Source organism: Bradyrhizobium mercantei (assembly GCF_001982635.1).
Taxonomy (GTDB): domain Bacteria; phylum Pseudomonadota; class Alphaproteobacteria; order Rhizobiales; family Xanthobacteraceae; genus Bradyrhizobium; species Bradyrhizobium mercantei.
In genome coordinates, this window is the sequence record NZ_MKFI01000004.1 from 654,598 (window position 1) to 667,403 (window position 12,806).

At 66.4% G+C, this 12,806-nt stretch carries 12 protein-coding genes; 7 read left to right on the plus strand and 5 right to left on the minus strand.

The genetic code is table 11. The features are described 5' to 3' along the window. The first annotated feature begins 40 nt into the window (after positions 1 to 40). Entirely contained in the window at positions 41 to 1,012 is a 972-nt protein-coding gene (locus tag BI327_RS21115) for a LysR family transcriptional regulator (protein ID WP_076862692.1), read from the plus strand. On the opposite strand, the gene BI327_RS21120 is transcribed toward BI327_RS21115, so the two are convergent. From BI327_RS21120 to BI327_RS21130, 3 genes are all read right to left on the minus strand, one after another. Beyond that, positions 960 to 1,244, minus strand: a complete 285-nt coding sequence (locus BI327_RS21120) for a hypothetical protein (RefSeq protein WP_245334882.1) — start codon at positions 1,242 to 1,244, stop codon at positions 960 to 962. The two genes, BI327_RS21115 and BI327_RS21120, sit on opposite strands and share 53 nt — an antisense overlap. Positions 1,245 to 1,333: 89 nt before the next feature. Beyond that, positions 1,334 to 2,572 (minus strand): ATP-binding protein, encoded by a 1,239-nt coding sequence (locus BI327_RS21125; RefSeq protein ID WP_076862693.1) that lies wholly within the window; start codon positions 2,570 to 2,572, stop codon positions 1,334 to 1,336. A gap of 160 nt (positions 2,573 to 2,732) precedes the next feature. Further along, a complete protein-coding gene (locus BI327_RS21130; RefSeq protein WP_076862694.1) occupies positions 2,733 to 4,004 on the minus strand; it encodes an allantoate amidohydrolase in 1,272 nt (423 codons plus the stop codon). A 371-nt stretch (positions 4,005 to 4,375) separates the two neighbouring features. Between BI327_RS21130 and BI327_RS21135 the strand changes: the two genes are divergently transcribed. Genes BI327_RS21135 through BI327_RS21155 form a run of 5 tightly spaced genes read left to right on the plus strand, consistent with a single transcriptional unit; the run spans position 4,376 to position 9,747 of the window. Further along, positions 4,376 to 5,485, plus strand: coding sequence for a BMP family ABC transporter substrate-binding protein (locus BI327_RS21135; protein WP_076862695.1), 1,110 nt, complete (start codon positions 4,376 to 4,378; stop codon positions 5,483 to 5,485). Next, on the plus strand, positions 5,482 to 6,591 hold the full coding sequence (locus tag BI327_RS21140; RefSeq protein WP_076862696.1) for an ABC transporter permease: 1,110 nt from the start codon (positions 5,482 to 5,484) through the stop codon (positions 6,589 to 6,591). The genes BI327_RS21135 and BI327_RS21140 overlap by 4 nt, the downstream gene beginning before the upstream one ends. Position 6,592: 1 nt before the next feature. After that, on the plus strand, positions 6,593 to 7,519 hold the full coding sequence (locus BI327_RS21145) for an ABC transporter permease (RefSeq protein ID WP_076862697.1): 927 nt from the start codon (positions 6,593 to 6,595) through the stop codon (positions 7,517 to 7,519). 15 nt (positions 7,520 to 7,534) lie between these two features. Beyond that, positions 7,535 to 8,218, plus strand: a complete 684-nt coding sequence (gene biuH, locus BI327_RS21150; RefSeq protein WP_076862698.1) for a biuret amidohydrolase — start codon at positions 7,535 to 7,537, stop codon at positions 8,216 to 8,218. Next, complete coding sequence (locus BI327_RS21155) at positions 8,215 to 9,747, plus strand: ABC transporter ATP-binding protein (RefSeq protein ID WP_076862699.1); 1,533 nt, start codon at positions 8,215 to 8,217, stop codon at positions 9,745 to 9,747. Before biuH ends, BI327_RS21155 begins: the two co-directional genes overlap by 4 nt. Positions 9,748 to 9,777: 30 nt before the next feature. On the opposite strand, the gene BI327_RS21160 is transcribed toward BI327_RS21155, so the two are convergent. Beyond that, a complete protein-coding gene (locus tag BI327_RS21160) occupies positions 9,778 to 10,257 on the minus strand; it encodes a MerR family transcriptional regulator (RefSeq protein ID WP_076862700.1) in 480 nt (159 codons plus the stop codon). A gap of 85 nt (positions 10,258 to 10,342) precedes the next feature. Here BI327_RS21160 and BI327_RS21165 point away from each other — a divergent pair, with 85 nt between their 5' ends. Next, positions 10,343 to 11,578, plus strand: a complete 1,236-nt coding sequence (locus BI327_RS21165; RefSeq protein ID WP_076862701.1) for an NADH:flavin oxidoreductase/NADH oxidase family protein — start codon at positions 10,343 to 10,345, stop codon at positions 11,576 to 11,578. Positions 11,579 to 11,600: 22 nt separating this feature from the next. On the opposite strand, the gene BI327_RS21170 is transcribed toward BI327_RS21165, so the two are convergent. Further along, entirely contained in the window at positions 11,601 to 12,746 is a 1,146-nt protein-coding gene (locus tag BI327_RS21170) for a mechanosensitive ion channel family protein (RefSeq protein WP_076863143.1), read from the minus strand. Between the last annotated feature and the right edge of the window lie 60 nt (positions 12,747 to 12,806).

Sequence of the window (12,806 nt, forward strand, 5' to 3'; positions counted from 1 at the left end):
TGGCTAATATCTTTTCGGACTGCCCCGATAGAGAGAAGTTATGTCCCTCAACCTGCATCTGCTCCGCCTGTTCGCGGCCGTGGCGAGAACTGGAAGCTTCTCCCGCGCCGCCGACCTCCTGCACATCAGCCAGCCGGCGATCTCCAAGGGGGTGCGGGATTTCGAGCTCCAGGTCGGCTGCCGGCTGCTGGACCGCACGCCGAAGGGGGTGCGGCCGACCCGGGAGGGTGCGGCGCTGGCGCGGCATGCCGAGACCCTGTTCGCGGCCGAGCGCGCCGCCGAGGACGAATTGCAGGCGCTGCGCAACCTCGACAGCGGCTCGCTGCGGATCGGCGCCAGCACCACGATCGCGACCTACATGATCCCGGAATATCTCGGCGTGTTTCACCGCGCCTTTCCCGGCATCGACCTGCACGTCGTGAGCGCCAACACCAGCGACATCGCCACGCTGATGCTGGGGCATGAGATCGAGATCGCCCTGGTCGAAGGGCCGGTCGAGGACGAGAACCTGAGCAGCGAAGCCTGGCGCACCGATGTGATGGTGCTGATCACGGGCCCGGATCACCGCTTCGCGGCCACTGCCGCCCCGATCGACGTCCGGCTGCTCAATGACGAGATCCTGATCGTGCGCGAGCCCGGTTCCGGCACCCGCGAGGTGGTGGCGCAGGCGCTCACCGCCCACCGCGTCGAGCCGCAGCGGACGCTGGAGATCGGCAGCACCGAGGCGATCAAGCAGGCGGTGGCGGCCGGTGTCGGCGTCGCCATCGTGTCGATCGCGACGATCGACGATCAGGTGAAGCTCGGAAAGCTGAAGGTGATCCCGATCAAGGGCGTCCATATCGAGCGCACGCTGTGGCAGCTGAAATCGCCCGGCCGGCTGGACGTGCCGGCGGCGGTCGCATTCGAGGGGATCATTCGGGAAGCGCGAGCCGTGAAGACGGCGCCGCGGTTGCCGGCGGCTAGAGCGCGGCGAACAGACCCTGCGCCCAGGCAACGGCATGCTCGAAGCTGAACACGCCGGGCTCGAAATAGACGGCGCGCGCCAGCACGATGCCGACCACCAGCACCCAGAACACGCTGGTGCCCGCGGTCTTCAGCCATTTCGACACGCCCTCGTTCGCGGCCGAAGGATCGACCGCGGGGACCGGCTCGCCGAAGGGATCAAAAGCGGATTGGCTCATCGTCGTGACCATCAGGGAATACCGTGACAATGTCGCGACGACGGGGGCAGAAGCAAGGGTCATGGAGTGCCTTTTGCGCCGGTTGCGTGGAAGGACGTTTTCCGGCCCCCCTGGCCAGGGAGTATTTCCTTCTCGACGCCCGAATCCGGCCCTCAACTATCGGTCGCGCGCTGCGGCGCCAGGCGTGGCAGCGTGATCCGCACGCTGGTCCCCATCCCCGGGGCGCTCTCGAGATGGAGCTCGCCGCCCAGCCGGTTCGTGACGATGTTGTGGACGATGTGGAGGCCGAGCCCGATCCGGCCGATGTCGCGGCGCGTGGTGAAGAACGGATCGAAGGCCTGCCGCAGCACGTCGCGGTCCATCCCGCAGCCATCATCGGCGAACAGGATTTCCACCTGGTCCGCGCCTAAGGCCCGCAGCCGGATCGTGATGGTGCCGCCCTTGCCGTCCGGAAAGGCGTGTACGATCGAATTGACGAACAAATTGGTCAGCGCCTGGCCGTAGGGCCCGGGATAGCTGTTCATCGCCAGACCGGACGGGCAATCGACCTCGAGCGCCAGATTGTTCTTCGGCAAGGCCGGGCGCAGGTTCGAAAGAACCTGCTCGGTCACCTCGCCGAGATCGAACCGGCTGCGATCGAAATAGCTCGGATCGACCGCCACCTGCTTGAACGACTGCACCAGATCCGCCGCGCGCTTGAGGTTGCCGACCAAGAGCGACGACGCGCTTTCGACGACCTCGATGAAGTCACTGAGGCTTGACCGCTTCAGCTTGCCGCGCGCCGCCTCGGCGGCGAAGTCGGCGCATTTCTGCTCCAGCACCGAGGCGACCGTGAGGCTGGTGCCGACCGGGCTGTTGATCTCGTGCGCGACACCGGCCACCAGCCGGCCGAGCGCCGCGAGCTTTTCCGCCTCGATCAGCGACGCCTGGGTCTCCTGCAGATGATGCAAGGCCTGCTCGGCGGCGTCGCGCGCGGCGCGGATCTCGCGCTCGCTGCGCTTGCGATCGGTGATCTCCTCCGCCGCCACGTTGACGCCGACGATGCTGCCGTTCGGTTCGCGTTGTGGGTGCCAATGCGTGATCCAGCAGCGCTCGTCATTGTGGCCCGGGCGCTGGCCGTAAACCTCGACGCCGGTCACGGGCTCGCCGGTCTCCATGATCGAGCGAACGATATCCTCGACCGCGGTGGCCAGCGCGGGCACGCAATCATGCACGGTGCGTCCGAGATGGCCTTCGACCGAAATGCCGCAGATCTCGGTGAGCCGCTGGTTGATCTGAAGATAGCGGCAATCGGGAGAGAGGTAGGCGAGACCGATCGGTGCAGTGTCGTAGATCAGCTGCAGCGCCGGTTGTTTTGGGAACTGAACGTCGTGGACGACGGACGACCTCATGTCCTTTCCCCCCGTAGCGGCCAAGTCTAGCCGCTCACGATGTTCCCGCAATAGCTGAGCCGAGCCGGCAGCGACGGTCAGCTCTGTCCGAATTCGGCACGGGTCGGCGGCGACGGGCGGACTTAAAGCCGGCGCGACGTCGCTGCCAGGCACGGCAGCTTCAGCTATTCACTGTATCGTGCGGTCGGAAATTCTCGACCAGGCGCAGCAGCACCCGCGCGCCGGTGTCGGCGTCGGCGAGTTCGACGTGCTCGGCGGGATTGTGGCTGATGCCGCCGCGGCAGCGCACGAAGATCATGCCGATATCGGCGACGTCGACCATCGCCATGCCGTCATGCCCTGCCCCGCTCGGCAGTTCGAACACGGCGTATCCCTCGCCAGCTACCGCCTCGGCGATCTGCGCTTTCAGCCACGGCGCGCAGGGCACGCTGCGGTTCTCGTGGGTGACGTCGATCTGAAGTGCGACCTCGCGTCGCGTTGCGATCGCCTCGATCTGCCGCACGATGTCGGCGACGGCGCGCTTGCGATGCATGTCGCTCTGCGAGCGGATGTCCATCGTGAAGGACACCTTGCCGGGGATCACGTTGGTGGCGCCCGGCATCGCGTTGACATAGCCGACGGTGCCGACGAGGCCGGCTTCGTCGCTCTTGCAGAACTGCTCGATCGCAACGATGCATTCCGCGGCACCGGTCAGCGCGTCGCGCCGCAACGGCATCGGCACGGTGCCGGCATGGCCGGCCATGCCGGTGAGGTTGGCGGCGAGCCTTGTAGCACCTGAAATCGCGGTGACGACGCCGACCGGCAGCGCCTTCTCCTCCAGCACGGGCCCCTGCTCGATGTGCAGCTCGACATAGCCGAGCAGCTCGCGACGAGCGCGCGCCGCCTTGCCGATATGATCGGGATCGAGGCCGAACTGGATCAGCGCGTCGCGCATCGAGGTGCCGGCGCGATCACGGGTGTTGAGCACGCTCTCGTCGAAGGTGCCGGCCACCGCGCGACTGCCGAGCAAGGTCGAGGCGAAGCGCACGCCCTCCTCGTCCGCGAAACCGACGATCTCGATTGCGAATGGCAATCGCTTGCCGCGCCGGTTCAGATCGGCGACGCAGGCAATCGCGGTGATGACGCCGAGCGGGCCGTCCCATCGGCCGGCATCGCGCACGGTGTCGTAATGCGAGCCGAGCATCAGCGCCGGCAGGCCCGGCCGCTCGCCCTCGTAGCGGCCGCAGACATTGCCGATCGCATCGAGATGCGCGCTCATACCGGCCTCGCGCATCCAGGACAGGATGAGATCGGCCGCCTTGCGATGCTCGTCGGTGAGGAAGACACGCGCCAGGTGCTCCGGCGTCTCGGAGATCGCCGCGAGCTGATTGATCCGCGCCACGATCTCGTCGCCAAGGGGAGACGGATTCGAAGACGGATTCTTCTCGCTCATGCTGTTTCCCATCAGTCCAACCCGGCGCCGCAGCCCGCTTCACTCGTAGCAGGCCCGATCCGATTCACCAGCCGGCAATCGCGCCTGGTGCGCCAAACCCTGATCGGCGCCCAGCCCGCTCCCGGCCGGTTAGCGACTGCTTAACGGTATTGCATACAACAGCGAATGATCGCACACAAATTAGGCAAATCTAATCTGCGCGGGTTCCGAACCCGATCATGTCTGTTGTCATTCTCATTCATATTCAGATAGTTAGGGAATGGTGACTGCCAAGCACGCTCTGGCACGAAGCTTGCGACACTCCCTTCAAGCGCCGCTGCCGGGCGGCTGCGACAAGGACAGGCGGGCCGGCCCGCCGGAGGGAGCAGGCGATGGATTTTGGCAGGATTTCAAGACGGCATTTATTGCAGGGAAGCGCGGCGCTGGCGCTCGGCAGCACGCTCGGCATTCGCGGCGCGGCGGCGGCGGAAACCACGGTCGGCTTCATCTATGTCGGGTCGCGCGACGACTACGGGTACAACCAGGCCCACGCCCAGGGCGCTGCCGCGGTGAAGAAGCTGCCCGGCATCAAGGTGGTCGAGGAAGAGAAGGTGGCGGAGACCGATGCGGTCGAGAAGACCATAGAGTCCATGGTCAATCTCGATGGCGCCACGCTGCTGTTTCCGACCTCGTTCGGCTACTACAACCCGCATGTCGTCAAGATGGCGACCAAGTTTCCCAAGCTGCACTTCGAGCATTGCGGCGGGCTCTGGTCGGACAAGGACCCGAAGAACGCCGGCAGCTATTTCGGCTATATCGACGAGGCGCAATACATCTCCGGCATCGTCGCCGGCTATTCGACCAAGAGCGGCAAGCTCGGCTTCGTCGCCGCCAAGCCGATCCCGCAGGTGCTGCGCAACATCAACGCCTTCACGCTCGGCGCCCGCCTCGCCAATCCGAAGGCGACGACGCAGGTGATCTTCACCGGCGACTGGTCGATGCCGGTCAAGGAAGCCGAGGCGACCAACAGCCTGATCGACCAGGGAGTCGACGTACTGACCTGCCATGTCGACGGCCCCAAGACGATGGTCGAGAACGCCGCGCGGCGCGGCGCGATGGTGTGCGGCTATCACGTCAACCAGTCACCGCTGGCGCCGAAGGCCTATCTCACCGGCGCCGAATGGAATTGGGAGGCGCTGTATCCGAAATTCGTCAAGATGATCACCGCGGGCGAGGCGATCCCGAATTTCTATCGCGGCGGCCTGAAGGAGGAGATCGTCAAGGTCTCGCCCTATGGCGAGATGGTCTCGGCGGAAGCGCGCAAGCATGCCGACGACGTCAAGGCCAAGTTCATGTCCGGCGAGTACACGATCTTCAAGGGCCCGCTCGTCGACAACAAGGGCAAGACGGTGATTGCGTCCGGCACCGATCGCGGCCAGCAGGATCCCGAACTCGAGAAGATGGACTATCTCGTCGAGGGCGTGATCGGAGCCACCGCGTGACGACCGAGGCGGCGGAATCGGTGGGGGCGGCCGGCGTTGCTCCGGCCGCCGATGCCGGGTTCGTCCAGCGCTACGGCGCGAGCATCGAATACATCCTGATCCCCGCCGCCGCGCTGATCGGCGCGCTCGCGGTGTTCGGCGGCTTCATTGCGCTCTACGGCAAGAACCCGCTCGACCTCTATTTCTACATGTATTACGGCGCGTTCGGCACCGCCTTCTCCTGGCAGAACACGCTGACCCGCGCCGCACCCTTGATCCTGACCGCGCTGTGCACGGCATTGCCGGCGCAGCTCGGCATGGTGATCATCGGCGGTGAAGGCGCGCTCCTGATCGGCGCGCTGTCGGCGACATCGGCTGCGCTGGCGCTGCAAGGCGCGGCGCCGATCGTGGTGCAAATCGCGATGGTGATCGCGGGCATGATCGGCGGCGGCCTCTGGATCACGCTGTCGGGCGGCTTGCGTCAGTATCGCGGGGTCAACGAGACGATCTCGAGCCTGCTGCTGGTCTATATCGCGCTCGCGATCCTCAACCATCTGGTCGAGGGGCCGATGCGCGATCCGGCGAGCCTCAACAAGCCGTCGACACGCGAGATCGGCGCCGCCAACATGATCGGCAGCATTCCCGGCACCGACGTGCATTGGGGGCTGGTGTTCGGCCTCGTCGCGGCGGTGGCCGCCTACATCCTGATCTATCATACCACGTTCGGTTTCGCGGCGCGGGTCGCCGGCGGCAACATCCGCGCCGCCAAGATCGTCGGCCTTTCCGTCGGCAAGCTGATCCTGACCGTCTGCTTCCTCGCCGGCAGCTGTGCCGGGCTCGCCGGCATGATCGAGGTCGCGGCGGTGCAGGGCCGCACCAACGCCAACCTCGCGGCAGGCTACGGCTTCACCGGCATCCTCGTTGCGTTCCTGGCGCGGCAGAATCCGCTTGCGATCATTCCGGTCGCGATCCTGCTCGGCGGCATCTCGGCCTCCGGCGGCCTGTTGCAGCGGCGGCTCGGCCTGCCCGACGCCTCGGTGCTGGTGCTGCAAGGCATCATCTTCGTGTTCGTGCTGGCAAGCGACGCGCTCTACGGGCGCATCGGCTTCCCCAGGGGAAAGTCCTGACATGGCGGACGCATCGCTCGGGCTCTGGACCGTCCCGCTCGCCGTGTTCGGCGGCGCCATCCGCGTCTCGACGCCGTTTTTGTTCGTCAGCCTCGGCGAATGCATCACCGAGCGAAGTGGCCGCATCAATCTCGGCCTCGAAGGCACGCTGGTGATGGGCGCAATGAGTGCCTACGGCATCTCCTACCTCTCCGGCTCGCCATGGCTCGGCGTGCTCGCGGCCGGGATCACCGGTGCCTTGTTCGGCGCGCTGCATGCCGGGATCTGCTCGCTGCCGCGCGTCAACGACATCGCGGTCGGCATCGCCCTGATGCTGCTCGGCACCGGTTTGGCCTTCTTCCTCGGCAAGCCGCTGATCGAGCCGACCGCGGCACGGCTGCCGGCGATCGATTTCGGCTGGTGGAGCGACATCCCGCAGGTGCGCGCGGCGCTGCGCATCAACGTTCTGTTCCTGATCGGCGTCGCGATCGCGCCGCTGCTGTACTGGGCGTTCAGGAGCACGCGCTGGGGCCTGTTGATCCGCACCGCCGGCGAAAGCGCGGATGCGGCGCGCGCGATGGGCCATTCCGTGCTGCTGATCCGGCTGCGCGCCACCATGGTCGGCGGCTTCCTCGCCGGCATCGGCGGCTCGTTCCTGTCGCTGTTCTATCCCGGCAGCTGGAACGAAGGCCTCTCCTCCGGACAGGGTATCACGGCCGTGGCGCTCGTCATCTTCGCGCGCTGGGACCCGATGCTGTGCCTGTGGGCCTCGCTCGCCTTCGGCGGCGCCGCCGCCCTCGGGCCCGCGCTGCAATCGGTCGGCATCACCTCCGGCTATCATCTGTTCAACGCCGCGCCCTACATCCTGACCTTGGCGATCATGATCATCACCTGCTCGCCGAAGCGCACGCTGACCGGCGCGCCCGCCGAATTGTCCATCACCCGATAGCCAGCGAGATCATTCATGCCCGAGCGCTTCATCAAGTCCGAGCCCTACGCCTGGCCCTACAATGGCGACCTGCGGCCGCAAAACACCGCGCTCATCATCATCGACATGCAGACCGATTTCTGCGGCGTCGGCGGCTATGTCGACAAGATGGGCTATGACCTCTCGCTGACTCGGGCGCCGATCGAGCCGATCAGGAAGCTGCTTGCAGTAATGCGCGCGCAGGGCTTTCACATCATCCACACCCGCGAAGGCCACCGTCCTGATTTGGCCGACCTGCCCGCCAACAAGCGCTGGCGCTCGCGCCAGATCGGCGCCGGGATCGGCGATCCCGGCCCGTGCGGCCGCATCCTGGTGCGCGGCGAGCCGGGCTGGGAGATCATTCCCGATCTCGCGCCGCTGCCGGGCGAACCCATCATCGACAAGCCCGGCAAGGGCTCGTTCTGCGCCACCGATCTCGAACTGATGCTGCGGCTGCGTGGGATCGAGAACATCGTGCTGACCGGCATCACCACCGACGTCTGCGTCCACACCACGATGCGCGAGGCCAACGATCGCGGCTTCGAATGCGTGCTGGTCGAGGATTGCTGCGGCGCGACCGACAAAGGCAACCACGATCACGCGCTGAAGATGATCAAGATGCAGGGCGGCGTGTTCGGCGCGGTGACCAAATCCGCCGACCTGATCGGGGCGCTGTCGTGATCATCGGCGAGCCGCCGGCACCGTCAGGCGCGTTCGGCGTCGACGCCATCGCTATGACGATGCGGTTCGGCGACTTCCTCGCGCTCGACAATGTCGAGCTCAAGGTGCGCCCCGGCTCGTTCCACGCCCTGCTCGGCGAGAACGGCGCCGGCAAGAGCACGCTCGTCAAATGCATCATGGGCTATTACCACGCCACCGAAGGCGACATCCTGGTCGGCGGCCGCCAGCAGAGCATCGCCAATCCGAAGGACGCGCATGCGCTCGGGCTCGGCATGGTCTACCAGCATTTTACACTCGTACCCGCGATGACGGTCGCGGAGAACCTGGTATTGGCACGCGACGACGTGCCGGCCGTCGTTGACTGGCGCAAGGAGAAGAAGGAGCTCGAGGCCTTCCTTTCGCGGATGCCGTTCAAGGTGCCGCTCGACGCCAAGGTCTCGGACATCTCCGCCGGCGAACGGCAGAAGTGCGAGATCCTCAAGCAGCTCTACCTGAAGCGCCGCTTCCTGATCCTGGACGAACCGACCTCGGTGCTGACCCCAGGCGAAGCCGACGAGGTGCTCGGCATGCTGCGTGCGATGGTGGTCGCGGGCGAGCTCACCATCCTGATGATCACGCACAAGTTCCGCGAGGTGATGGCCTTTGCCGACGAAGTGACGATCCTGCGCCGCGGCAAGCTCGCCGGCACCGGCAGGGTCGCCGATCTGACGCCCGACGAGATGGCCCGCACCATGATCGGCGCCGAGCAGCTGACGGTGCAGCCGCCACGCACCGGCGAGACCGGTGCGCCGCGGCTCGAGCTCGACAAGCTCACTGCGCTTGACGATGCCGGCGCGATTGCCGTGCACGGCGTGTCGCTGACGGTGAAGAGCGGCGAGATCGTCGGCATCGCCGGCGTGTCCGGCAACGGCCAGCGCCAGCTCGTCGAGGTGCTGGCCGGCCAGCGCGAAGCCGAGGGCGGCGTGATCCGCGTCCAGGGCGAGACCTATGCGGCGAGCCGCGAGGAGATGCGCCGCCACAGGATGTCGTTGCTGCCGGAGGAGCCGCTGAAGAACGCCTGCGTCGGCGGCATGAGCGTCGCCGACAACATCGCGTTCCGCGAGTTCGATCGCGCCCCGTTCGCCCGCGGCGGCTGGTGGCTGAACCGCGCGGCCTTCGGCGCCGACGCCGAGCGCAAGATCAACCGCTACAAGATCAAGACCCGAACGCCGGAGACGCCGATCGCGGCGCTATCGGGCGGCAATGTGCAGCGCGCAGTGCTGGCGCGCGAGCTCTCGGGCGACGTCGAGGTGCTGATTGCCGCCAATCCCTGCTTCGGGCTCGACTTCGCGGCCGTAGCGCAGATCCACGCCGAGATCATGGCCGCCCGCAACCGCGGCGCCGCGGTGCTGCTGGTCAGCGAAGACCTCGACGAACTGCTGGAGCTGTCGGACCGGCTGGTCGTGATGTTCCATGGCGCCTTTGTGCACGAAGCCCGCGCCAGCGAGGCCGACCTCACCGAGATCGGCCGGCACATGGCAGGTCACTAGGACGCGGACTCTTGCGCTATGACGGCCCGATCAACCTCTCCTGGCCGGACGGCGCTTCTTGCCGAGCATCTTCACGTCGGCCGCGGCCGTGGTCGCGCTCGTTAATTCGCCGCTCGGAAGCCGCGACAGCAAGCGGCGCGCGTTGTCCTCGCAATCGACACCGTCGGGCTTGGTCTCGATGTCCTTGATGAGCTCGACGAGTCCCGCCTTGCTCTGCGCGAGCCGAGCCTGCAGCGCCTCGATCTCCTTCACCTTGCCGTGAAGGCTTTCGAGGAGTGCGTCGTGCTCCCACGTGACCAGGTCGGGCGGCACCAGCGCCCGGATCTCGTCGAGGCTAAATCCGGCCTGCTGCGCGGTGGCGATCAGGGCGAGCATCACCACCGCCTCGGGCGGATAGCTTCTATACCCGTTCGGCTGCCGATCGACGGTCTTCAGCAGGCCAACCCGTTCGTAGAACCGGATGCGCGAGTGACTGAGGCCGCTGCGCGTCGCCAACTCCCCGATGTTCATCTTTGAAATCTCCCCCAAGAAGGGCTTGACCCTAAACTTAACTTAAAGGTTATGGTTTGTCCAAATCTTTCCAAGGAGATCCCTCATGTCGTTGTTTTCACCGCTCACGCTGCCCGGCGGCGCCGAGATTCCCAACCGCATCGCCAAGGCTGCGATGGAAGAAAATATGGCCGATCACGACCACGCACCCTCCGAGGGGCTGCTGCGGCTCTACCAGGCGTGGGCCGAGGGCGAAGCCGGGCTGATCATCACGGGGAACGTGATGGTCGATGCCCGCGCCATGACCGGCCCCGGCGGGGTCGTGCTGGAGAGCGACCGGCACCTCGATCGCTTCGCGGCTTGGGCAAAGGCCGGACGCTCGCGAGGCGCGCAGTTCTGGATGCAGATCAACCATCCGGGACGACAGACACCGGCCGCACTTGGCCAGAACACGCTCGCGCCGTCCCCGATCGCCCTCGACCTCGGCGCACAGTCGAAGCGCTTCCCGGTGCCGCGCGAGATGACAGCCGCCGACATCGCCGACGTCGAGCGCCGCTTCGTCGTCACTGCGACGCTTGCCGAGCGCGCCGGCTTCACCGGTGTGGAAATCCATGCCGCGCACGGCTATCTGCTCAGCCAGTTCCTCTCACCCCTCTCTAACCGGCGGCAGGATCGTTGGGGCGGCAGCCTGGATAACCGCGCGCGACTGCTGCTCGACATCGTGCGCGGCGTCCGCGCCGCGGTAGCCCCCGGCTTTGCGGTCGCCGTCAAGCTCAATTCGGCGGACTTCCAGCGCGGCGGCTTCTCGCCGGATGATGCCAAGGCCGTTGTCGCCATGCTCGCGCCCCTCGGCGTCGACCTTGTCGAGCTGTCCGGCGGAAGCTACGAGGCGCCCGCGATGATGGGCTCCTCGCGCGACGAACGCACGCTCGCGCGCGAGGCCTACTTCCTGGAGTTCGCCCGCGACATCGCCGCCGTCGCGACGATGCCGCTGATGGTCACCGGCGGCATCCGCCGGCGCGAGGTCGCCGAGAAGGTCATCGACAGCGGCGTCGCGATGGCCGGCATCGCAACCGCGCTCGCCATCGAGCCGGATCTGCCTCGCAACTGGCGTCTCGGTCGGGTCGACGTGCCGTCACTCAAGCCGATCGCATGGAAGAACAAGCCCCTTGCCGCCACGGCGCACATGGCGGCGGTCAAGTACCAGTTGACCCGTCTCAGCCACCGGCGCCGCACGGTTCCCGGCGTTTCGCCGATCTGGGCGCTTATCGTCTCGCAAATCGACGCCAAGCGGCGGGCCAAGCAGTACCGTCACTGGATGCAGGCGATGGCCGCCGCTTAACGAGCACGCGGCCTCAAGCAAGTCACTGATTGCGCGCCGGCGCGGCCGTTCGCTGCCGTGCTGGCGCGCCGCGCAGGAACGCCCGGCCGAAATCATCGACGGCGGGCGCCAGGATCGCCCGATCCCGCGGCAGCGCTTCCGGCATCTCGTCCCGAATGAACGCCAGCAGCTTCTCGCGGATCTCGCAGCGCAGGTCCCAGGACTGCGGCGCGTTCCGCGCGCTGACCAGCGCGCGCAGCTCGATGGTGCGCGGATGGGTATCGATCACCTGCAGATTGACGACCGCGCCATCCCAGAGCCGCGAGTCCTTGGCCACCTGCTCCAGCCTTTTGCGAATGGCCGGCACGTCGGCGCTGTAATCCACATGCAGCGCGATCGCGCCGATCAGAGATTGCGCGTCGCGCGTCCAGTTCTGGAACGGGCGCTCGATGAAATAGGACAGCGGCACCACCATGCGCCGCCAGTCCCACAGCCGGATCACGACATAGGTCGAGGCGATGTCCTCGACCCAGCCCCATTCGTTCTCGATGATGACGGCATCCTCGATCCGGATCGGCTGGGTGACGGCGATCTGCACGCCGGCGATCAGATTGCTGAGCAAAGGTCTTGCCGCAAGGCCGACGATCAGGCCGGCGGCGCCGGCCGAGGCGAACAGGCTGACGCCATATTGCCTGACCGAGTCGAACGTCATCAGCGCGGTGGAGACCGCGATGATGACGATCAGCGTATCGGTGACCCGCTTGAAGACGCGCACCTGGGTGACGTGCTTGCGCGCCAGAAAATTCTCGGCAACGTCGAGACGAAATTTATCGAGATATCGGGCCGACGCCATATCGACGGCGCGGATCGAGATCCAGCCGACCAGCGCGATCACGGCGACACCGAAGAGATGGCTGAGCGTCTGCCGCAGCAGATCGTCGAGCGGGGCCAGCGGCAACACCAACGCAGCGGCAACCAGACAGAGCGCCAGCCGTGACGGCCCCGACGTCCGGTCAAGCAGCTGCGGCGCGACCGAGTTCTGCGATCCGACCATACGGTGGACGAGACGCTGCGCGATCGAGTGAACGACCAGCGCCGCGGCGATCGCAGCCGTGATCAGGACAAGACCAAACACCCAATCCGGAACCCAACGAAACGTGTGTTCCAGTTCGACCAGGACATCGCGCATGAAACCCGCCTGCTCCCGCATTGCAGGCCGCTAACGCACGGAACCCGGGATCGCTTCTGA

What these genes read in the sequence shown, in the direction of transcription:
- BI327_RS21160 (WP_076862700.1), bottom strand. Translation starts at nt 10,257, where the DNA reads ATGAACATCGGGGAGTTGGCGACGCGCAGCGGCCTCAGTCACTCGCGC.
- BI327_RS21145 (WP_076862697.1), top strand. Translation starts at nt 6,593, where the DNA reads ATGGCGGACGCATCGCTCGGGCTCTGGACCGTCCCGCTCGCCGTGTTC.
- BI327_RS21120 (WP_245334882.1), bottom strand. Translation starts at nt 1,244, where the DNA reads ATGACCCTTGCTTCTGCCCCCGTCGTCGCGACATTGTCACGGTATTCC.
- BI327_RS21165 (WP_076862701.1), top strand. Translation starts at nt 10,343, where the DNA reads ATGTCGTTGTTTTCACCGCTCACGCTGCCCGGCGGCGCCGAGATTCCC.
- BI327_RS21115 (WP_076862692.1), top strand. Translation starts at nt 41, where the DNA reads ATGTCCCTCAACCTGCATCTGCTCCGCCTGTTCGCGGCCGTGGCGAGA.
- BI327_RS21130 (WP_076862694.1), bottom strand. Translation starts at nt 4,004, where the DNA reads ATGAGCGAGAAGAATCCGTCTTCGAATCCGTCTCCCCTTGGCGACGAG.
- BI327_RS21170 (WP_076863143.1), bottom strand. Translation starts at nt 12,746, where the DNA reads ATGCGCGATGTCCTGGTCGAACTGGAACACACGTTTCGTTGGGTTCCG.
- BI327_RS21135 (WP_076862695.1), top strand. Translation starts at nt 4,376, where the DNA reads ATGGATTTTGGCAGGATTTCAAGACGGCATTTATTGCAGGGAAGCGCG.
- biuH (WP_076862698.1), top strand. Translation starts at nt 7,535, where the DNA reads ATGCCCGAGCGCTTCATCAAGTCCGAGCCCTACGCCTGGCCCTACAAT.
- BI327_RS21125 (WP_076862693.1), bottom strand. Translation starts at nt 2,572, where the DNA reads ATGAGGTCGTCCGTCGTCCACGACGTTCAGTTCCCAAAACAACCGGCG.